We start from the raw sequence: 19,733 nt of genomic DNA, 5'->3' as shown, positions 1-19,733 counted from the left end.
CATGCCGCTGACCGATTCCTGGCTTCCGCTGTTCCCGCTGAAGACAGTCCTGTTCCCGGGCGGCGTGTTGCCGCTCAAGGTGTTTGAAACGCGCTACATCGACATGGTGCGTGATTGCATGAAACACAACACGCCGTTTGGCGTGGTCCTGATCAAGGCCGGCCAGGAAGTAGGCATGGCAGCGGAGCCGGAGGGAACAGGTTGCCTGGCCAGCATCGCCGACTGGGACATGCAGAACCTAGGCGTGATGATGTTGCGTACGGAAGGCGGCGAGCGCTTTCGCATCCTTGAAACGCGCGTGCTTTCCGATCAGCGACTCGAGGCGCGCGTCGAGATGATGGCTGCCGATCCGGTATCGCCGGTCAGCGATATCCATGTGGAGTGCGCAAAGATGCTCAAGATCGTGATCGACGACATTGATGCCAAGGGGCGCGAGGAAGAAGGCGCCAAGTTTATCAGTCCGTTCTCGCAGCCGGCCAGGCTCGACAACGCGAGCTGGGTAGCCAATCGCTGGTGCGAAATCCTCCCGATACCATTGAAAGCCCGCCAAAAACTGCTCGAACTTGACGACGCGCAGACACGCTTGTCAATTGTTCATCAATATCTGCAGCAGCACAAAATTCTCTGACCTTATTCGGCTTCTTGTGGGACCGGCATGCGATCGCGAACTGAATGACCTGTCGATGACAAGCCATTGTCCGCGCGTGTGCCATTTCCGATAAGGCGGCGCTTGCCGCCGATATCACTTCTGGCCAATCGCCGTTTTCTACCACCGGTTTGTTACTGCGCAAAATCGTGAACTTGCATTCATAGGATAAATGCAGGGTCAGCTCGCCTTTGCACCATCTCCCTGTTTAATCCGCCTACCCGGCACCACCTGGCACCATCTTGAGCGCTAACCCTATGCTATTGGATGACGCACGCGACACCATGCGGACAGAGTCCATCAACCGCAGAAAGAATACGCAACCCGTGCGTATCCCACAGATCTCGCCGATCAGCCTGATCTCGCTGCTGTACGCGCTGAGCTTGTATATTTTTTACCGACAGGGCTTCATCAGCGGTCAGACCTTCATCAGCGTCGCCGCAGTCGTCCTCGGGTTTGTCGTGCTGTTCTACAGCGTGTTCCGCCTGGGTCTGAATCTGCGCTTCGAGGAACCGAGCCTGATGTTGCCGCAGCTTGTGACCTCGCTGCTGATCATGCTGATCGTCGCTTATCTCGAACGCGCCACGCAGATTGCGCTGGTGCCGTTTATCCTGATCGCCTTTTCATTCGGTATCTTCCGCTTGTCCACGGGCTCGCTGATCGGTTTGTCTTTCGGCTGCCTTAGTTCTTATCTTGCCATTATTGTATTGCGCGGCCAGGCTGAAGGTTTTGTCGATGCGTTTCGCGCTGACCTGGTGCAATGGTGCGTGCTGGCCCTGACGCTGCCCGGCATGATCCTGGTCGGCAAGCAGATACAAAATCTGCGGCAATTGCTGCGTGCCACGCGCTATCAACTCGAACACTACGAAGAAAAATCAGCGCGCGATGAACTGACCGGCCTGTACAACAGGAGACAGCTGCAAACCGAGCTGGAGCAGGTCAAACTTCAGGCCGATACCTCATCGATACCGTTCACGATCTGCCTTATCGATATCGACCGTTTCAAGGAAATCAACGATAACAATGGACATCTCACCGGCGACACGATCCTGAAAGAGTTCGCCAAAACGGCGCGCGACAGTATCCGCGACACCGACGTGCTGGGCCGCTATGGCGGCGATGAATTCCTGCAAATTCTCCCGGACACCGATCTGAAAGGCGCAGTGATGCATGCCGAAAGGCTGCGCGTCTATGCGCATTTCCTCGACTTTCAAAAGATCCTCGCGCAGAAACACATCTCGCTGTCGATCGGCGTGGCCCAGTACCGTAATGGCGAAAAGATTACCGATCTGATTGCGCGGGCGGATGCCGCTCTGTACCAGGCCAAGCAACTGGGCCGCAATCGCGTCGAATGGGTAAGTTCCGAATAAGCTGTAGGGTGCCGTCACCTACCGCGAAAGCAGATCCGGCTCGCGAAAAACGGCAAGCAGCAGCTTTTTTACCGGTGCCGGCAAGGGTGCGTCGGCAAGCCGCGCGATCGCATACCACACATGGTTTCCCTGCCCGGCAAATGCATTTCGCTTCGTCAGGCATACCTGATACGGCAGTACATGCAGCTTGAAATGCGTGAACACGTGCGTAAACGGCTGTAGCCGTTCATACGTATCGAAAATCCCATAGGGCTCCGCTGCAGTGTAAAGCGCCGCTTCGATTTCGCCGCTTGCCAGATCGGCAGGCTCAAGTACCGAAATTTCAGGCAAGGTCAGCAACCCACCCCATATGCCGCTGTCCGGCCGCTGTTCAAGCAATACATGGTCGGCGTCCGCCACGATCATCATCGTCGTGCTTTTTTCGGGAACAGCCTTTTTCGGCTTGCGCTCCGGAAGAAGGTGAGTGCGCCCGGTGGCGCGCGCAACGCAACGATCGGCCAACGGACAGCGTTCGCAAGCGGGCCGGCTTCGTGTGCATAGCGTCGCACCCAAGTCCATCAAGCCTTGGGTATAGGATTCCACGCCGTCTTGCGGCAGCAAGGCCACTGCCCTTTTCCATAGCAGGTCTTCGACCGGCTTGGCGCCCGGATAGCCTTCAACGCCGAAGACACGGCAAAACACCCGTTTGACATTGCCATCGAGGATAGCTGCGCGCGTACCATACGCAAATGCGCTGATCGCGGCAGCGGTGGAACGGCCGATGCCCGGCAACTCCGCGAGCAGGCCAGGATCGGAAGGAAAAGCGCCGTTATATTGTTCAACCACGCGCTGTGCGCAGCGGTGCAGGTTACGGGCACGGGTGTAATAGCCGAGGCCGCTCCAGTGCGACATGACATCTTCGGACGGCGCGGCCGCAAGCGACCGCACGTCGGGAAATCGATTGAGAAAGCGCTGGTAATACGGAATCACGGCCGCGACCTGGGTCTGCTGCAGCATGATCTCGGATAGCCAGATGCGATAGGCATCCCGTGTGTTTTGCCAGGGCAGCGCATGGCGTCCATGCTGCTTTTGCCAACGGATGACCGCTTCGGAAAAACCCGGGTCGGCCAGACCCGCTGCGACGCTCTTGCCCGTACCGCCGGCAGGGGCAGAGCACGCCCCGACAACCTGCTTCATGTGATTCTGGCCTTATGCGGCGGCTTTCAATGCAGCCAGCTTTGCTTCGATGGCATCCTTGAGTTCCGCCTCGAGCTGCAGCAATGCATGTTTTTGTTGTTCGAGGTCGCCCTGCATTATTCCCAGCACTTCCAGCTTTTCTTCGAGGCTTTCGGTTGCCATATGAATTCGCTCGATCGACTGCTTGCGCTTTTTTAATTGGGACTTGTGTTCCCAGATCTGCGCTTCGAGCGGCGCCATCACGACTTTCAACCATGCCTCGACATCGCGGTTGGCCTGCAAAAAGCTTTGCTTGACCCGGGACGCGATCGAGTCGAAGAACTTGGTCATCAAAACGACTTGCGGCGTCGTCATCAGCGTCGCTGTGCCAAACTGCTTGTGATAAACGCCTTCGATCAATTCGATCTCCTTGCGGTATTTTTCAAGCGAAAACGGCATCGGAGACGACAATGCGAGTCCATGTTCGGTCGAAAACTTTCGGTACATGACGGTCATCATTTCCGTGATTTCTTCTGTCTTGCCGCCTGAAGTCGCGAGATTTTTCTGGATTTGTGCAAAGAAATCCTTCACTGCTGCGCGCAGACCGATGGAAAACTTGCTTTTTCCCATCGCATCGCGGGTACGGACGATATCTTCCTTCAGAATATCCATACCCAGGCTGGTAAACACCTCGGTCGACAAGCGGGTGAATACCGCACGCGTTCCTTGCAGCTTCAGCAGACTGCCGTCGAACTCCTTCTTTTCAAGGTCGACCCGCTTCATCATGTGTTCGATGATGTTCTGGTTCTTGCCGCGCAGGCTTTTCAGTTCCACCAACTGCTCGACCACATTACGCGAACGCGCAGACAGCAGCGCCTGTTTGGCCGCTGTCAGCTCGTTGACCTCGGTCAGCAACTGACTGCGCACGATTTGCTGTTTGCTTGGAATGAGTTCTTCGGACAGTGCCGTTTCCAGCGCCGGCAAGCGGCTCTTGGCAAGCAGTTCACTGTCGCGGTTGACTTTGCCGACCAAGCCTTTTTGTGCCGAAATCGGAAACACCTGCCGCGCATCCAGGTTCAGCGTTTGCGCTACGGTTGCGACCTGCTTGACGATCTGCTGCTCAACCTCGGCTGCCGACCGCAGCTCGTCCCACATGCTGTCGATCTTGTTCAATACCACCATGCGGGCCGGCCCGGCGCCGATATGGTCGCGCCAGACATCGATATCGCTCTTGGTGACACCGGTATCGGCAGCCAGAATGAATAGCACCGCATGCGCGTTCGGAATCAGGTTCAGCGTCAGTTCCGGTTCGGTACCGATCGCATTGAGACCAGGGGTGTCGATGATCACCAGGCCTTGCTTGAGCAAGGGATGCGGAAAATTGACGATCGCATGGCGCCATTGCGAAATCTCGACCAGGCCATCCTGATCCACCGACAGCGCCGCATCCGGGTCATCTTCCTGATACAAGCCGTAACGCTTGGCTTCGTCGATGGATACGCGCTTGGTCAGGCTGACCTGCTTGAATGCTTCCAGCATGCCTTCGCCGGAAGAAATATCGAGCGGCAGCACGGTCCAGACATGGCTCTGTTCCTTGAAATCGCTGGTCGATGCGGCTTCGGCGCGGGTCTCGATAGGCAGCAGACGGATGGAGGGCGGGAAGGTTTCGTCGTACAGTAACTCGGTCGGACACATCGTTGTGCGACCGGCCGAGGAAGGAAGAATGCGCTGGCCGTAATCGGCAAAAAAGATCGCATTGATCAGTTCGGATTTGCCGCGGGAAAATTCGGCCACGAAAGCTATTGACAGCTTGTCATCAGTGAGCCTCGTCTGCAGGCGCGAAAAACGCTGATCGCTGGCGGCATCCGCCAAGTCCGACGCGCCGACGCAGGTGCGATAGCGTTCCAGTGCAGCCAGCACGTCGTTGCGCCAGCGGCTGTATTCCTGGAACTTTTGTACGAGATTACTCACGGTTTCCCCAATTCAACTGAGTTGTATTTGCGAATCTAGCACCCGTTCTTACTTTTGACAATTTGGGCAATAAAAGGTGGAACGCTGGCCTTGCTTCAATTGCCGCACTTCGCCGCCGCAAACGCGGCAGGGTAGTCCGGCGCGATCATAGACAAAATAGCTTTGCTGGAAATAACCAGGCTGGCCATCGGCCGCCATGAAATCGCGCAGAGTGCTGCCGCCCTGCTCTATGGCGGCAGCCAGCGTTTCCCTGATTGCTGTCGCGAGCTTTTCGTAACGCGCCAATCCGATGCGGTCGGCAGCCACCTTGGGATTGATGCCGGCCTTGAACAGGCTTTCCGACGCATAGATATTTCCTACGCCGACCACAATGTCTCCAGCAAGCAACACTTGCTTGATGGCCGACCTGCGTTTGCGAGTTCCACGGTAAAGCAGTAGTGCGTTGAAGGCATCGTCCAACGGCTCTACGCCGAGTCCGCGCAGTAGTATATGTTCGTCAATCAATCCTTCGTCGTGGCCATGCCAGAGTACCGCACCAAATCGCCGCGGATCGGTCATGCGCAGCAACTGGTCGCCGACTTCGAGGTCGAAGTGATCGTGCTTCTGTGCCGGCGTCGATTGCGGCAGGATACGCAAATGCCCTGACATGCCAAGATGGACGATCAGCGTACCGTGCTCGAAGCCGATCAGCAGGTATTTTCCGCGACGGCCGGTGTTGATGATGCGGCGCCCGGCCAGAAGCTGACCGAGATTTGCCGGGAACGGCCAGCGCAAGCCGGTATGACGCAAGCTAACCCCGGTAACGATACGGCCCTCGAGATGGGGCGCAACGCCGCGCCGGGTAACCTCTACTTCGGGTAATTCAGGCATTGTGGAACGTACTCTTTGCAGAAGGACAAATTTATCTCGGAACAAGCATGATATGACTGCACTCAGTTCTGGGGCGGCAGACCTTGACCAATGCTGGCGGTTGGCCGTCTTTTCGCTTCGGCATCACCGGTGCTGATACTGCAATGCTGCACCGTTGGGCGTAGAATTAACTTTGCTTGATTAGCCGGGAATACCCTTTGAAAAACACTCTTCTTATTGTAACGCTGCCTCTTGTGTTGTCAGCCTGCGCGGCAGTCGGCCCGCAGCCAATGCCACAATCAGGCTCCGGCGCACCGGCAACCGTTACCGCCGATAACAAAACGGCTGGCAATCCAGGCGCAATTGCACGCCGCCCCGTGTCGGCATCTGCCGACCAGAAAGAAGAAGACGCGTTGCCGTCCGTGGCGTTGACCGAGGAACTCCTGTACAAGCTCCTGACCTCGGAAATCGCACTCCAGCGTGGCGACTGGCAGAGCGCATACGTCACCACACTATCCGCCGCACAGCAGACGCGCGATCCACGCCTCGCCAAGCGTGCTGCTGAAATTGCTCTCAGCGCCAAACAGGCCGACGAAGCTCTGAGCGCGGTACGTCTATGGCGCAGCCTGGCACCGAATTCCGAGGAAGCGGCTCAATACTACCTGAGCTTCGTCATCCTTAGCGACAATCTGGCGGAAGCCAAACCCATTCTCGAACAACGCATGCAGGAAGCGCGTCCGCAGACGCGCGGCCTGCTCGCTTTTCAGATGCAGCGCCTGCTGGCGCGCGCCAAGGACAAGGCTGCAGCATTCACATTGCTGGAGCAGGTGCTGGCGCCCTATCTGGACATGACAGAATCGCATCTGGCTTTGGCGCAAGGCGCCTTTGCAGCCGGCGACAATGAACGGGCAAGACGGGAAGCGCAACTGGCATTGAAGGCGAAACCGGATTCTGAAATCGCGGTACTGGCCCTGGCGCAAGTCACCCCGGACAAAGCCGAAGCCAACCGTATCATTGCAGACTTCATTGCCAAGAATCCGAAGGCACGTGAAGTGCGCCTGGCATATGCACGCACACTGGTCGAAGACAAGAAATACACTGCCGCCCGCGCGCAGTTCGAGGCACTGTTAAAAGAACAACCGCAGGATCTGACCGCGCTGTATGCGCTTGGCGTCCTGGAAGTGCAGGCCAATGAATTGCCCGCAGCGGAAAAGCACCTGACTACTTACCTCAATGTCCTGGCGGCAAACCCGGATGAAGAGCGTGATCCGTCGCAAGCCTTGCTGCTCCTTGCGCAGATTGCCGAAGAACGCAAGGACGGGGAAGCCGTGCTGAAATGGCTGTCGCAAATCGAACCCGGCGAAAATTACCTGAATGCACAGGTCAAGCGTGCGCAAGTGATCGCCAAGCGCGGCGACCTTATCGGCGCGCGCAAGGTCTTGCACGAAACTCCGGTCAATGGCGAACGCGAACAATCGCAAATGGTGCTGGCCGAAGCCCAACTGCTGCGCGATGCGAACCGTTTGCCGGATGCGCTGGATGTGCTCAAGACCGGCCTCAAGAAATTTCCCGACAATACCGACCTGCTGTATGACTACGCAATGATTGCCGAGAAGAGCAGTCAGTGGGAAGTCATGGAAACCGCGCTGCGCAAGATCATGCAGCTTGCACCGTCGAATCATCATGCCTACAACGCACTGGGCTATTCGCTGGCCGAGCGCAATATCCGGCTCGACGAGGCATATGTCCTGATAGAAAAAGCGCTCAAGCTTGCTCCCGATGATCCTTTCATCATGGATAGCATGGGATGGATTCAATTTCGGCTTGGAAAGTTGAAGGATGCCGAAGCCTCCCTGCGCCGCGCCTATGAGCTGAGACCGGACGTGGAAATCGCTGCGCATCTTGGCGAAGTGCTATGGGTAAAAGGCCAGAAAGACGATGCGCAGAAATTATGGCGCGACGCCCAGACCAAGGACCCGCAAAACGATACCCTCAAGAGCACGCTGGCCCGGCTCAACGTCAACCTATGATGCGCTGGCATATAGGGCGCCGCACAGCAGCTGCGGCGCTTTCGGTGCTGGCTGCGGGTTGCGCAAGCCTTGTGCCGCCGGCGTCGACCACCGGACCAGAGATTTCGGCGACTGTGGCAGCGCCGTTGCGCACATTCCAGGACAAGCTTGATCTGGCAGGCCGCCTGTCCGTGCGCTATCAGGGCGAACGCCGGGAAGAAGCCCTGCATGGCAGCTTTACCTGGGCGCAGTCTCCGGCACGAACAACTGTGACACTGCTTTCCCCGCTAGGTCAGACCGTCGCGGTCATCGACGTGACTGCTCAAGGCGCCAAACTGACGCAGGCCGGCCAAGCGGTGCGAACTGCATCCGATGTCGACACCCTGACGGCGGAAGCATTGGGGTGGCCGCTTCCGGTATCGGGCATGCGCCAGTGGCTGCAAGGTTTCGGCCTGGATGGATCGGGCCAGCACTTCGTTGCAACGCCTCGCAACAGTGACATCACGACGCGCGAAGGCTGGCGCATTCGCTATGCAAACTGGCAAGACGAGGCTTCGCCGCAAAGCCTTCCGCGCCGCATTGACCTCGCGCGATCCACCGAACAGGCAGGCGACGTTTCCATTCGCATCGTGATCGACACATGGCAAGAACACTGAACAACTGCCCAGCGCCGGCCAAGCTCAATCTGTTCCTGCATGTCACCGGGCGCCGCGCAGACGGCTACCATTTGCTGCAGACGGCTTTCCAGTTGCTGGATCATGGCGACATGCTGCATTTCTCCACGCGCGACGACGGCCGTATACGACGCACCACCGAAGTCGATGGCGTACCGGAGGCATCGGATCTGATCGTGCGTGCCGCTCGACTGCTGCAAGCGAAAAGCAGCACCCGTCTAGGCGCGGATATCGCCATCGACAAGCGTCTGCCCATGGGCGGCGGCTTGGGCGGCGGCTCTTCCGATGCAGCAACGACCCTCATTGTCCTCAATCATCTGTGGCAAACCGGTTTTGACCGCACCGAGCTGATGCAACTGGGACTGCAACTTGGTGCCGATGTGCCATTCTTTATTTTTGGACAAAACGCGTTTGCCGAAGGTGTAGGAGAAGCGCTGGCTCCGCTAGCCACTCCGGAGTGCTGGTATGTTGTGATCGAACCCGGCGTCGCGGCACCGACTGCCGCGATATTTTCTGATCCGGAATTGACAAGGGATACGAAACCCGTCAGAATAACGGACTTTCCTGAGGCATCCACCGGCTTCGGAAAGAACGACCTGCAAGTCGTGGCAACAAGGCTGTTTCCGCCGATTGCCGAAGCCTTGAAATGGCTGCGGCAGTTTGGAGATGCCAGGATGACCGGTTCGGGTGCATGTGTGTTCTGTGCGTTTTTTCAGGAACACGAAGCCGAGCAAGTATTGCAAGCTGTACGCAGTACCGGATCCAGGAATTGGAAAGCATGGAAAGCCAAGTCGATCGAGCGTCACCCGCTCTCGAATTTGCTAGGCTCGTAAGTCAAGAATTCGTTTGATGTTGCAGATAATGGCAATATCGAACAACCGGTTGTGTAGGGGAGTCGCCAAGTTGGTCAAGGCACCGGATTTTGATTCCGGCATTCGAAGGTTCGAATCCTTCTTCCCCTGCCATTAAAACAAAGAAGAAACTTATAAGCCGCCAGCGCAAGACGACATGTCAAAGCCTTGGCGGCTTTTCAAATTGTTAACCCGTTTATTCATCTAGGTGTCCCCATGGCGCTCGAAAACCTGATGGTCTTTACCGGCAACGCCAACCCGGAGCTGGCCGCAGGCGTGGCCAAGCAACTCGGAATCCCGCTTGGCAAGGCTGTCGTGTCGAAGTTTTCCGACGGTGAAGTAATGGTGGAAATCAACGAAAACGTTCGCGGCAAGGACGTTTTCGTATTGCAATCGACCTGCGCCCCGACCAATGACAGCCTGATGGAAATCATGCTGATGGTCGATGCACTCAAGCGCGCATCGGCAGGTCGCATCACCGCTGCCATTCCCTATTTCGGTTATGCCCGCCAAGACAGGCGCCCGCGCTCCGCGCGGGTGGCGATTTCCGCCAAGGTGATCGCCAACATGCTGCAACAGGCCGGCGTTGAGCGCGTGCTGATCATGGATCTGCATGCAGACCAGATCCAGGGTTTCTTCGACATCCCGGTCGACAATATCTATGCATCGCCGATCCTGCTGTCCGACCTGGTCGAAAAGAATTACGACGACCTGCTGGTTGTTTCTCCTGACGTAGGCGGCGTGGTGCGCGCACGCGCACTGGCCAAGCGCCTGAACTGCGACCTCGCGATCATCGACAAGCGCCGTCCGAAAGCCAATGTGTCCGAAGTCATGCACATCATCGGTGAAGTCGAAGGCCGCAACTGCGTGATCATGGACGACATGGTCGATACCGCAGGCACCTTGACCAAGGCAGCGGAAGTATTGAAAGAACGCGGCGCGAAGAAAGTGGTTGCCTACTGTACTCACGCGGTGCTGTCGGGACCGGCGATCGAACGCATTGCGACATCGCCGCTGGATGAACTGGTCGTGACCGACACGATCCCTCTGACAGCAGCAGCGCGGGCCTGCCCGAAGATCCGCCAGCTCACAGCGGCAGAATTGCTGGCAGAAACCTTCAAGCGCATCACCAAGGGTGACTCCGTCAGCTCCTTGTTCATCGATTAAGATTTACGGTTTTCCCTCTTCTCACCGAGAAGAGGTCTTTACGTCTCCTGGTCGCGGGAGACGGCAACGCAAGGCAGACACCTTGCAATTACTGGAGCTTTACCATGAAAGTTATCGCATTCCCACGCAGTGAGCAGGGGTCCGGAGCGAGCCGCCGCCTGCGCAATGCTGGCCAGACACCAGGCATCATCTATGGTGGCAAGGCTGCACCGGTCGCCATCGCTCTCGATCACAATGCGCTGTACCACGCGCTGAAGAAAGAAGCATTCCATTCGTCGATCCTCGACATGGACGTTGAAGGCAAGGTCGAAAAAGTCCTGCTGCGCGATTTCCAGATGCACGCTTACAAGCAGTTGGTATTGCACGCTGACTTCCAGCGCGTTGACCAAAACCAGAAGATCCACGTCAAGGTGCCGCTGCACTTCGTGAACGCTGAAATCTCGCCGGCCGTCAAGCTGGGTGGCGCAATCATCAGCCACGTGATGAACGACCTGGACGTATCCTGCCTGCCGTCCGATCTGCCGGAATTCGTTGAAGTCGATCTGTCGAAAGTGGAAGCCGGCGCATCGATCCACCTGTCCGACATCAATCTGCCGAAAGGCGTGTCCGCAGTGCTGCACGGCCAGGACAACCCGACTATCGCTATTGCAAGCGTTCCGGCTGGTCAGGTTTCGGCTGACGACGCAGCTGCCGCAGAAGGCGACGCAGAGAAGAAGTAATCCGGATTTACCGGTTTTACGGCATTCCAACCCCGCCCATGTGGCGGGGTTTTATTTTGCTGGATGCCCCGCTTCTCGTTGCAGCCCGCCCTGATTGGACGTTGCCATGCAACTTCCTCGATAATCAGGTTCTTTTATATTTTTCTCCTATGCCATTGCCCCGTAGCGTTGGCATACGCAAAGCGACAGCATGTCCATTCGCCTCATTGTCGGTCTGGGCAATCCCGGGCCCGAATACGAGCAGACGCGCCACAATGCCGGTTTTTGGCTGGTCGACAGACTTGCCGGTAACCGTCTGGTGCGCGAATCCCGCTATAACGCCCTGGCGGCAAAGACCAATATCGCCGGCCAGGAAGTCTGGCTGCTTGAACCGCAAACCTACATGAACCGTTCCGGCCAGTCGGTAGGTGCTCTGGCACGCTTTTTCAAGATTGCACCGGACGAAGTGCTGGTCATCCACGATGAACTCGATTTGCCACCAGGTGCTGCCAAGATAAAAAAAGGTGGATCGTCGGGCGGTCATAATGGCTTGAAAGACATCAGCTCCGCACTGGGCACACAGGATTACTGGCGCCTGCGCATCGGCATCGGCCATCCGCGTTCCATGAGCCTGCAACAAGCGGTTGTCGACTACGTATTGCATCGCCCGCGCAAGGAAGAACAGCTTCTTATCGATGAAGCAATCGACAAGAGCATCGAAGTCATCCCCACGCTATGCGAAGGCAAGTTCGAAGCGGCAATGATGAAGCTGCATTCCGCAAAATAAAATCGCCCTGCTCAACACCACCACATTCAAACGATGAATGCGCTCACCATGCACGCAGGCCCAAAGGCGCTGGCTCATTTGCGCACGCACGGTTTGCGTGCGCAGGACATTGCGATCGTTCCCGGCGCGGCAGGTGGACCCAAGGGACTGATCCTGCAAAAACTCGATCAATGGATGTTCGGCAGCTGGCTGCCTTCCGCGCCGCGCGAACGCACGCTGATCGGCGCTTCAATAGGTGCATGGAGGATGGCAGCCGCCTGCCTCGCGGACCCGGTGTCGGCATTTCAGCGGCTGGGCGACCGGTACTGCGAGCAAAGCTATCCGCGCCGCCCGTCGGCGCGTTATGTGTCCGACACCTGCCGCAATGTCCTCGATGGGGTCATCAGTGGACATGAGCATGAAGTCACTACGCATCTTCATTACCGTCTCAATATTCTGATATCGCGTGGCCTTGGCCTGCTGAAAGCGCCGACACGGAATGCGGCGGTCGGTACCGGCTTTGGACTGGCAGTACTTGGTAATCTGGTATCGCGGTCGCAGCTGGCTTCCCACCTTGCGCGCGTCGTGGTCGGCGACCAGCGAGAGCCATCATCCTGGCTGAGGAAAAAATTCGATGCCTTCGATACCCAGTTCGCCACCCTCACGGCCGATAACCTGGGGACTGCGCTTCTTGCATCCGGCACGCTGCCGTTCACGATGGAACCGGTACGCAAAATTTCGAAAGCCCCTGCAGGCACATACTGGGACGGCGGTCTGATCGACTACCACCTCGCCCTGCCCTATTCCCGCATCGCCGCCAGCCCGACGAGCGGGCTGGTGCTCTACCCGCATTTTGGCGACAGCATCGTGCCGGGCTGGCTCGACAAATCGCTGCCCTGGCGCCGCGCGCACATCGGCCCGCAGCGCGAATGGCTGGACAATGTGATTCTGCTATCGCCCTCGCGCGCATTTCTCGATGTCTTACCGCGACGCAAACTACCGGACCGCAAGGATTTTCATTATTACGGTTTGGACAACGCGGCACGCATTCATGCCTGGAAGCGGGCAATCACCGAAGGTGAGCGCTTGCGCGATGCACTGGCGGCATTTGTCGAAAAACCGAACCTCGATCTCATCCGGCCAATCTGAACCGGTCTCCTTGCTACGGTAAAATAGCGGGTTAATTCATACACTTGGCAAAGCGAAGTACACCATGAGTCTCAAATGCGGCATCGTCGGCCTGCCTAACGTCGGCAAATCCACCCTGTTCAATGCGCTGACCAAAGCGGGCATCGCGGCGGAAAACTACCCCTTCTGCACGATCGAGCCGAACGTCGGCATCGTTGAAGTACCCGATCCCCGCCTCACGCAGCTTTCCGACATCGTAAAGCCGGAGCGCATCGTACCGGCAGTTGTCGAGTTCGTTGACATCGCTGGTCTGGTCGCGGGTGCATCCAAGGGCGAAGGTCTGGGCAATCAATTTCTTGCCCACATCCGCGAAACCGACGCCATCGTCAACGTGGTGCGCTGCTTCGAAGACCCCAACGTGATCCACGTCGCAGGCAAGGTCAGCCCGCTCGACGATATCGCCGTGATCCAGACCGAACTCGCGTTGGCCGACATGGGCACGGTCGAAAAAGCGATCCATCGTGAAAACAAGAAGGCACGTTCGGGCGACAAGGAAGCCGCCAAATTAGTCGAACTGCTGGAGCGCATCATGCCCCAGCTGAACGATGCGAAGCCGGTACGCGCAATGGGCCTGGACGCCGAAGAAATGGCGATCATCAAGTCGCTCTGCCTGATCACCGCCAAGCCTGCCATGTATGTCGCCAACGTATCCGATACCGGCTTCACCAATAATCCCCTGCTCGACCAGTTAAGCGCGTATGCACAGGAACAGAATGCGCCTATCGTCGCAATCTGCGCGGCGATCGAAGCAGAAATCGCGGACCTGGACGATGCGGACAAAGGAGAATTCCTGGCCGACATGGGCATGGAAGAACCCGGCCTGGACCGTCTGATCCGCGCCGGCTTCAAGTTGCTTGGACTGCAAACCTATTTCACCGCTGGCGTGAAGGAAGTGCGCGCCTGGACCGTGCAGGTCGGCGCAACCGCACCGCAGGCAGCCGGGGTGATCCACACCGACTTCGAACGCGGCTTCATCCGCGCGCAAACCATCACGTTCGAGGATTTTATTTCGTACAAGGGCGAACAGGGCGCGAAGGAAGCCGGCAAGATGCGCGCCGAAGGCAAGGAATATATCGTCAAGGATGGCGATGTGCTGAATTTCCTGTTCAACGTCTAGCCCACATCCGTTGCCTCATAACGTTCCATAAAACATAAAACTCTCGAAAGCCCCGTATTTACGGGGCTTTTTGTTGATGGCGGTGTCTTGCCGGTCCTTGTGACCATCCAAAAACGGGTATGAAACGAAGGCCCGCCATGCTGACCGATTTGCAATGCCGCACCGCTAATTGCAAAAACAAACCCTACGAGCTCACCGATGGCAAGGGCTTTACCTGGAACACGACAGTGCAACAACGTTCGAGGCCATGGACCGCGAATGGCTAGCGCTAAAGGACTGGGAAGAAGTCACGAAGGCCCCGCGCCTGAACATGCTGCAACGGGTCGTTTTCCCGAAGATCGGGGGATTGCCGGTCAAGCGGATGACGCTTGTCCATGCCCTGGATGTACTGAACGCGACCAGTGTTCGGGGGCGATCCAAAGAGGCGGCGTTTCTACTTTGGCTGATGGAGTGCGAATGGAATCGGCTATCGTCGGGCGCCGGGTATGTTGATCATTCGTGAGGCGATTTTTCGGCATAGTCTGAAATAGGATAATGTCCGAATTAAAGGAGGTAATGATTAGAAAAATACCCCTATGTGCGTTAGGATTACCCCATTATTTGACCACTGGCAAATCATGCATTCCCTAACGCCCGACTACCTCACCAAGCTGCGCTGTTTCTACACCATCTGCTTACTGAAGAAGACTATACCTGGCTCAAGGCGCTGGCAGGGGAAACGCTTTCCGGCGATGAGGCCAAGGCGCTGATTTATGCGCGGGAAACAGGGGCGGTAGACAACACCGCGTGCCGCTATTTTTCAGAGCTCGATACCTTGCAGGCGAGCAGCCTGTTGCGTCGACTACGGGACCGCAGTTTGCTGGAAAAGCAAGGAGCGGGGAGCCGTACCTATTACACATTGTCATCGCCGCAGGCCAGCGTTGATCTTCATCCCGAACAGGGGAAACTTCCACTGGAAGGTGGTAACCAAAGCGAGGAAGGTGGTAAGCAGTCCAATCAAGGTGGTAAGCGAGCCTTGCCGGACTTACCACCCGAGCTCGCCGCACGGTTGCCTAATCCCGGCCAGCGCTTGGACGGTGTAGGTTTACGGCAACTTATCCGCCACCTGTGCAGGTGGCAACCGCTGCGCGGAGAGGAGCTTGCCACCTTGTTGCACAAAGACCTGAAATACCTCCGCAACAAACACTTGACCGAAATGGTTCAGACGGGGCAATTAGCGTTTCTCTATCCGGAGTCGCCGAACCATGCGCTGCAGGCTTATACATTGCCGATAAATGGAAACGGCGATTGATATTGGTTAAGGTGGCTGCTTTGTTCCAGGAGCCATCAGGCAGAAATAAAAACCACATGAGCGAATACCAATACTACGAATTCGTTGCCATCGACCGGCCGCTAACCCGCAACGAAATGGCCGAACTCCGCTCCCGCTCTTCGCGGGCGACGATCACGGCGACGAGTTTCGTCAACGAATATAACTGGGGCGACTTGAAGGCTGATCCGGCAGACTGGATGCGGAGCTATTTCGATGCCTTCGTCTACACGGCCAATTGGTGCAGTTGCCGACTGTCCCTGCGACTACCGCATGAGGCATTCGACGAAGCCGAATTGAAGCGGTTTGCGACACAATATGCACTGATGATCGATAATTCGGGCGCCCACTGGATCATCAGCTGGTCACTGGACGAAGGTCAGGATTATGACCGCTTCGGCATGGAAACCGGTCAAGGCTGGATGGGGCGCCTGATGCCGCTGCGCGACGAATTGCTGCGCGGGGACCTGCGCCCGCTCTATCTTGGCTGGCTGGCCGGCGTCAGCGCCGGTGAAGTCACTAACAATGCCGTCGAACCCGACGTACCGCCGGGTATGGCGCAGCTTTCGGCTGCGCAGCAAGCGCTGGTGGAATTTCTGGAAATTGATCCCGACCTGATGGTCGCTGCGACTGCAGGAAGCCAGAAGATCGAAGACTACTGGCACGATGATGACAGTGTCGAAGTCTGGGTGGCGGAACTGCGCAGGAATGAGATAGAAACTGTCTTCAACCTGCTGTTGCAAGGCGCGTCGCACCAGGCCGAGCGCAGAGTGAAGTCAGAATTTCTCGCCTGGCTAAAGGAAAGCGGATCGCGAGAATCATCGTCCGCCAAACCACACAAGGTGGCCGAATTGCGCGCGCTTGCCGAGGAAGCGAAAACGCTTCGCCTGAAACGCGAAGAGGAAGAGCACGTCCGGCAGGAAGCCGAGCGCCGCAAGCAACGCGAGGCCTATCTCCTGACGCTGGCCGCCGATTTCGATCGGCACTGGAAGGCGATCGACGACCATGCGGAACGCGGCACGGCTTCCGGCTATGACGAAGCAAAACGCGCCATTGTCGATCTCGCCGACGCCTATGCTCTTGCTTCGGACCGGAACGCATTCGATCAAGCCTTGCGCCGCTTCATGGTACGCCATGCCAAGCGCGGAGCGCTGGTTCGCCGTCTGGTCGAGGCTGGGTTATGGGAGAAATAGCGATCAAACACGGGCGGCTTTCCGCATCACGATGCCCCGACTGCGAAAAACTGCACGCCGAGAACGCACGCCTTGTCGCTCTGCTGAACACGCACGGCATCGATTGGCGGCTGCCGAAGCCAGCACCAGTCCCGCCGGTATCGATTGAGCCGGACCCATCCCGGCTGAGCCCGGAAGAAAAGATCGCCCTCTTTCGCCGTCTGTTCCGTGGCCGTACCGATGTTTATCCCATTCGCTGGGAGAGCAAGGCCGGCAAGTCGGGTTATGCGCCGGCCTGCGCCAATGAATGGCGGGCGAGTGTTTGCGAGAAGCCACGCATCAAGTGTTCCGATTGCGGCAACCGGCTGCTGATTCCGCTCTCCGACGCCATCATCTACGACCACCTCGCCGGCGAGCACACCATCGGCGTCTATCCACTGCTACCCGACGATAGCTGCCACTTTTTGGCAGTGGACTTTGACGAGGCCGATTGGCGAGACGATGCACGAGCCTTTGCGCAGTCGTGCCGTGAATTGAGCGTGCCGGTGGCACTGGAAGTTTCGCGCTCCGGCAACGGGGCGCATGCGTGGATTTTCTTCGCATCCAGTCTCCCGGCACGGGATGCCCGCCGACTGGGCACCGCGATCATCAGCCACACCTGTGCCCGCACACGGCAATTGAAGCTCGCCTCCTACGACCGGCTGCTCCCCAACCAGGACACCATGCCGAAAGGTGGGTTCGGCAATCTGATCGCTTTGCCGCTGCAAAAGAAGCCGCGCGAGAATGGCTGCAGCGTGTTCGTGGATGACGATTTCAAGCCGTATCCCGATCAATGGTCTTACCTGGCATCCCTTTCGCCAATGTCCGTGCAGGCTATTGAGACTGCGATTTTGATTGCGACCGGCGGCGCCCATCCGTTGGACGTGACGTTCATCGCGGACGAGGATCAGCAAGAGCCTTGGAAGCGTGTGACTTCCATGCCGAAGAAGTTGTCGGGCGAGATGCCCAAGGCGCTTACCGTAACGCTGGCAAACATGATCTATGTCGAGAAGGCGCATCTCCCGCAGCCATTGGCCAATCGGCTGATCCGGCTAGCCGCGTTCCAGAACCCGGAGTTTTACAAAGCACAGGCGATGCGTTTGTCGACCTGGGACAAAGTGCGCGTCATCGGCTGCGCCGAAAACTATCCCAGGCACATCGCGTTGCCGCGCGGCTGCCTGGAGGTGGTCAAGGAACTGCTGCGCGATAACGGCATCCGCCTGGATTTGAATGATCAGCGTTTTCCGGGTCAGCCGCTGGATGCGGCCTTCGCCGGTACGCTGCGCATGGATCAGGAAGATGCAGTAGCCAGGATGTTGGAGTTTGACACCGGCGTGCTATGTGCTCCGACCGCGTTCGGAAAAACGGTCACCGCCGCTGCGCTGATTGCACGTCGCGGCATCAATACCTTGGTACTGGTACACCGCACCGAATTGCTCAAGCAATGGCAGGAGCGCCTTCAATCCTTTCTCGGCGTCGGCAAAGGCATCGTCGGCGCCATCGGCGGAGGCAAGGCCAGGCCGACCGGCAAGATCGACATCGCGGTAATGCAGTCTCTTTCGCGGCAAGGCGAGGTCAGTGAACTGGTCGAGAATTACGGACACATCATCGTGGACGAATGCCATCACCTCTCGGCATTCTCGTTCGAGAAGATACTCAAGAGCGCCAAGGCCAAGTACGTGCTGGGCCTGACCGCTACGCCAATCCGCCGCGACGGACAGCAGCCTATCATTTTCATGCAATGCGGACCGATCCGGCACACCGCGGCCAAGTCGGACAGCGCACCGCATGACTTGGCTATCGTGCCGCGTATGCTCACCACCCGGATCGACGTGCCCGCCGAGGCCGGCATTCAGGACGTTTTCCGGCAAGTGGCAAGCGATACCGGCCGCACAGAGGCGATTGCAGCCGAGATCAAGGATTGTTTCAGCCAGAGACGAAAGATACTTGTCTTGACCGAACGAACCGACCACTTGGAAGCGATTGGCGCAGCGCTGGCAGGACGGGTCGGAAATCTTTTCACGCTGCATGGCCGGATGACGAAAAAGCAGCGCAATCACCTGATCGGCGAACTCGAAGCTTTGCCACCCGATGCGCCGCGTGTGCTGCTATCTACCGGCAAGCTGGTCGGCGAAGGCTTCGACCATCCACCGCTCGACACCTTGGTCCTGGCGATGCCGATCTCGTGGAAAGGCACGCTCCAACAATATGCCGGGCGTTTGCACCGGGAGCACGCGACCAAGACCGACGTGCGAATCATCGATTTTGTTGATGCCAGGCATCCGGCGCTGTTGCGTATGTGGGACAAGCGTCAACGCGGGTATCGGGCGATGGGCTATCGGATGTGCGACCTTTCCGGACAGTTGAACCTATAGGCGAAACCTTACCGAAAGCAGCGGTTACAATAGCGTGGTGTAATTACCAACGCGGGTACAGAATGCGCCATCAAATGACGAAACCCCGTACTGGTGCGCCCTGCAGCCGCGAATTCCTGTTCAACGTCTAGCCCAAAGGCATCGTTTCACGACGTTCCATCACACATCAAACAACCTCGAAAGCCCCGTATTTACGGGCTTTTTGTTGACGGCGGCTTACCATTCCAGGTGATTCCACTCAAAAGCGATGGCAAACGCCTTACGCTGACCGAAGCACGCGACGAGCATGGCAAAGCGCAGGCGCCGGGTATTTGGATCTTTCGTGATGCGATTTTCCGGCGCAGTCTGAAATAGGGTAATGCCGGAACTAAAAGGGT

General features: G+C 57.5%; 17 protein-coding genes and 1 tRNA gene. 15 read left to right on the top strand and 3 right to left on the bottom strand.

Annotation, left to right across the window (positions count from 1 at the left end):
* The first annotated feature begins 1 nt into the window (after window position 1).
* Both D3871_RS03370 and D3871_RS03365 read left to right on the top strand, forming a co-directional pair.
* Window positions 2-628 carry an LON peptidase substrate-binding domain-containing protein gene (locus D3871_RS03370; protein ID WP_119767618.1) on the top strand — a complete coding sequence of 209 codons (627 nt, stop codon included), beginning with the start codon at window positions 2-4 and terminating at the stop codon, window positions 626-628.
* Between the two features lie 302 nt (window positions 629-930).
* Window positions 931-2,016 carry a GGDEF domain-containing protein gene (locus tag D3871_RS03365; protein WP_233575501.1) on the top strand — a complete coding sequence of 362 codons (1,086 nt, stop codon included), beginning with the start codon at window positions 931-933 and terminating at the stop codon, window positions 2,014-2,016.
* Window positions 2,017-2,034: 18 nt separating this feature from the next.
* Here the strand turns inward: D3871_RS03365 and mutY are convergent, their stop codons facing one another.
* The 3 genes from mutY to mutM are packed head-to-tail and all read right to left on the bottom strand — an operon-like array spanning window position 2,035 to window position 6,012.
* Window positions 2,035-3,192, bottom strand: coding sequence for an A/G-specific adenine glycosylase (gene mutY, locus D3871_RS03360; RefSeq protein ID WP_119767616.1), 1,158 nt, complete (start codon window positions 3,190-3,192; stop codon window positions 2,035-2,037).
* A gap of 12 nt (window positions 3,193-3,204) precedes the next feature.
* Window positions 3,205-5,142: a dynamin family protein gene (locus D3871_RS03355; protein WP_119767615.1), complete on the bottom strand. Its 1,938-nt coding sequence runs from the start codon at window positions 5,140-5,142 to the stop codon at window positions 3,205-3,207.
* Window positions 5,143-5,190: 48 nt separating this feature from the next.
* A complete protein-coding gene (gene mutM, locus D3871_RS03350; RefSeq protein ID WP_119767614.1) occupies window positions 5,191-6,012 on the bottom strand; it encodes a bifunctional DNA-formamidopyrimidine glycosylase/DNA-(apurinic or apyrimidinic site) lyase in 822 nt (273 codons plus the stop codon).
* 197 nt (window positions 6,013-6,209) lie between these two features.
* On the opposite strand from mutM, the gene D3871_RS03345 reads away from it, so the two are divergent.
* From D3871_RS03345 to D3871_RS03285, 13 genes are all read left to right on the top strand, one after another.
* Complete coding sequence (locus tag D3871_RS03345; RefSeq protein ID WP_199724721.1) at window positions 6,210-8,021, top strand: tetratricopeptide repeat protein; 1,812 nt, start codon at window positions 6,210-6,212, stop codon at window positions 8,019-8,021.
* Window positions 8,018-8,656: a lipoprotein insertase outer membrane protein LolB gene (gene lolB, locus D3871_RS03340; RefSeq protein ID WP_119767612.1), complete on the top strand. Its 639-nt coding sequence runs from the start codon at window positions 8,018-8,020 to the stop codon at window positions 8,654-8,656. Before D3871_RS03345 ends, lolB begins: the two co-directional genes overlap by 4 nt.
* On the top strand, window positions 8,641-9,507 hold the full coding sequence (gene ispE / locus D3871_RS03335; RefSeq protein WP_119767611.1) for a 4-(cytidine 5'-diphospho)-2-C-methyl-D-erythritol kinase: 867 nt from the start codon (window positions 8,641-8,643) through the stop codon (window positions 9,505-9,507). The genes lolB and ispE overlap by 16 nt, the downstream gene beginning before the upstream one ends.
* Before the next feature lie 55 nt (window positions 9,508-9,562).
* Window positions 9,563-9,639: transfer RNA gene (locus D3871_RS03330), tRNA-Gln, on the top strand.
* A 102-nt stretch (window positions 9,640-9,741) separates the two neighbouring features.
* Entirely contained in the window at window positions 9,742-10,692 is a 951-nt protein-coding gene (locus D3871_RS03325) for a ribose-phosphate pyrophosphokinase (RefSeq protein WP_119767610.1), read from the top strand.
* Window positions 10,693-10,796: 104 nt separating this feature from the next.
* Entirely contained in the window at window positions 10,797-11,411 is a 615-nt protein-coding gene (locus D3871_RS03320; protein ID WP_119767609.1) for a 50S ribosomal protein L25/general stress protein Ctc, read from the top strand.
* A 190-nt stretch (window positions 11,412-11,601) separates the two neighbouring features.
* Window positions 11,602-12,177 (top strand): aminoacyl-tRNA hydrolase, encoded by a 576-nt coding sequence (gene pth, locus D3871_RS03315; RefSeq protein WP_119767608.1) that lies wholly within the window; start codon window positions 11,602-11,604, stop codon window positions 12,175-12,177.
* A 48-nt stretch (window positions 12,178-12,225) separates the two neighbouring features.
* Window positions 12,226-13,305 (top strand): patatin-like phospholipase family protein, encoded by a 1,080-nt coding sequence (locus D3871_RS03310; protein ID WP_233575500.1) that lies wholly within the window; start codon window positions 12,226-12,228, stop codon window positions 13,303-13,305.
* A 64-nt stretch (window positions 13,306-13,369) separates the two neighbouring features.
* Entirely contained in the window at window positions 13,370-14,461 is a 1,092-nt protein-coding gene (ychF, locus tag D3871_RS03305; protein WP_119767606.1) for a redox-regulated ATPase YchF, read from the top strand.
* A 169-nt stretch (window positions 14,462-14,630) separates the two neighbouring features.
* Window positions 14,631-14,963 (top strand): phage integrase central domain-containing protein, encoded by a 333-nt coding sequence (locus D3871_RS03300; protein WP_147376739.1) that lies wholly within the window; start codon window positions 14,631-14,633, stop codon window positions 14,961-14,963.
* 354 nt (window positions 14,964-15,317) lie between these two features.
* Window positions 15,318-15,752: a hypothetical protein gene (locus tag D3871_RS03295; protein WP_119767604.1), complete on the top strand. Its 435-nt coding sequence runs from the start codon at window positions 15,318-15,320 to the stop codon at window positions 15,750-15,752.
* 56 nt (window positions 15,753-15,808) lie between these two features.
* On the top strand, window positions 15,809-16,963 hold the full coding sequence (locus tag D3871_RS03290) for a hypothetical protein (RefSeq protein WP_119767603.1): 1,155 nt from the start codon (window positions 15,809-15,811) through the stop codon (window positions 16,961-16,963).
* Entirely contained in the window at window positions 16,951-19,356 is a 2,406-nt protein-coding gene (locus tag D3871_RS03285) for a TOTE conflict system archaeo-eukaryotic primase domain-containing protein (RefSeq protein ID WP_119767602.1), read from the top strand. Before D3871_RS03290 ends, D3871_RS03285 begins: the two co-directional genes overlap by 13 nt.
* Window positions 19,357-19,733 lie beyond the last annotated feature (377 nt).

Origin of the sequence: Noviherbaspirillum saxi, from assembly GCF_003591035.1 — a bacterium.
Classification (GTDB): Bacteria; Pseudomonadota; Gammaproteobacteria; order Burkholderiales; family Burkholderiaceae_D; genus Noviherbaspirillum; species Noviherbaspirillum saxi.
Note: the sequence above shows the minus strand (reverse complement) of the source record. Positions and strands in the feature narration are given on the sequence as shown.

What these genes read in the sequence shown, in the direction of transcription:
- D3871_RS03370 (WP_119767618.1), top strand. Translation starts at nt 2, where the DNA reads ATGCCGCTGACCGATTCCTGGCTTCCGCTGTTCCCGCTGAAGACAGTC.
- D3871_RS03365 (WP_233575501.1), top strand. Translation starts at nt 931, where the DNA reads ATGCGGACAGAGTCCATCAACCGCAGAAAGAATACGCAACCCGTGCGT.
- mutY (WP_119767616.1), bottom strand. Translation starts at nt 3,192, where the DNA reads ATGAAGCAGGTTGTCGGGGCGTGCTCTGCCCCTGCCGGCGGTACGGGC.
- mutM (WP_119767614.1), bottom strand. Translation starts at nt 6,012, where the DNA reads ATGCCTGAATTACCCGAAGTAGAGGTTACCCGGCGCGGCGTTGCGCCC.
- lolB (WP_119767612.1), top strand. Translation starts at nt 8,018, where the DNA reads ATGATGCGCTGGCATATAGGGCGCCGCACAGCAGCTGCGGCGCTTTCG.
- ispE (WP_119767611.1), top strand. Translation starts at nt 8,641, where the DNA reads ATGGCAAGAACACTGAACAACTGCCCAGCGCCGGCCAAGCTCAATCTG.
- D3871_RS03325 (WP_119767610.1), top strand. Translation starts at nt 9,742, where the DNA reads ATGGCGCTCGAAAACCTGATGGTCTTTACCGGCAACGCCAACCCGGAG.
- D3871_RS03320 (WP_119767609.1), top strand. Translation starts at nt 10,797, where the DNA reads ATGAAAGTTATCGCATTCCCACGCAGTGAGCAGGGGTCCGGAGCGAGC.
- pth (WP_119767608.1), top strand. Translation starts at nt 11,602, where the DNA reads ATGTCCATTCGCCTCATTGTCGGTCTGGGCAATCCCGGGCCCGAATAC.
- D3871_RS03310 (WP_233575500.1), top strand. Translation starts at nt 12,226, where the DNA reads ATGCACGCAGGCCCAAAGGCGCTGGCTCATTTGCGCACGCACGGTTTG.
- ychF (WP_119767606.1), top strand. Translation starts at nt 13,370, where the DNA reads ATGAGTCTCAAATGCGGCATCGTCGGCCTGCCTAACGTCGGCAAATCC.
- D3871_RS03290 (WP_119767603.1), top strand. Translation starts at nt 15,809, where the DNA reads ATGAGCGAATACCAATACTACGAATTCGTTGCCATCGACCGGCCGCTA.
- D3871_RS03285 (WP_119767602.1), top strand. Translation starts at nt 16,951, where the DNA reads ATGGGAGAAATAGCGATCAAACACGGGCGGCTTTCCGCATCACGATGC.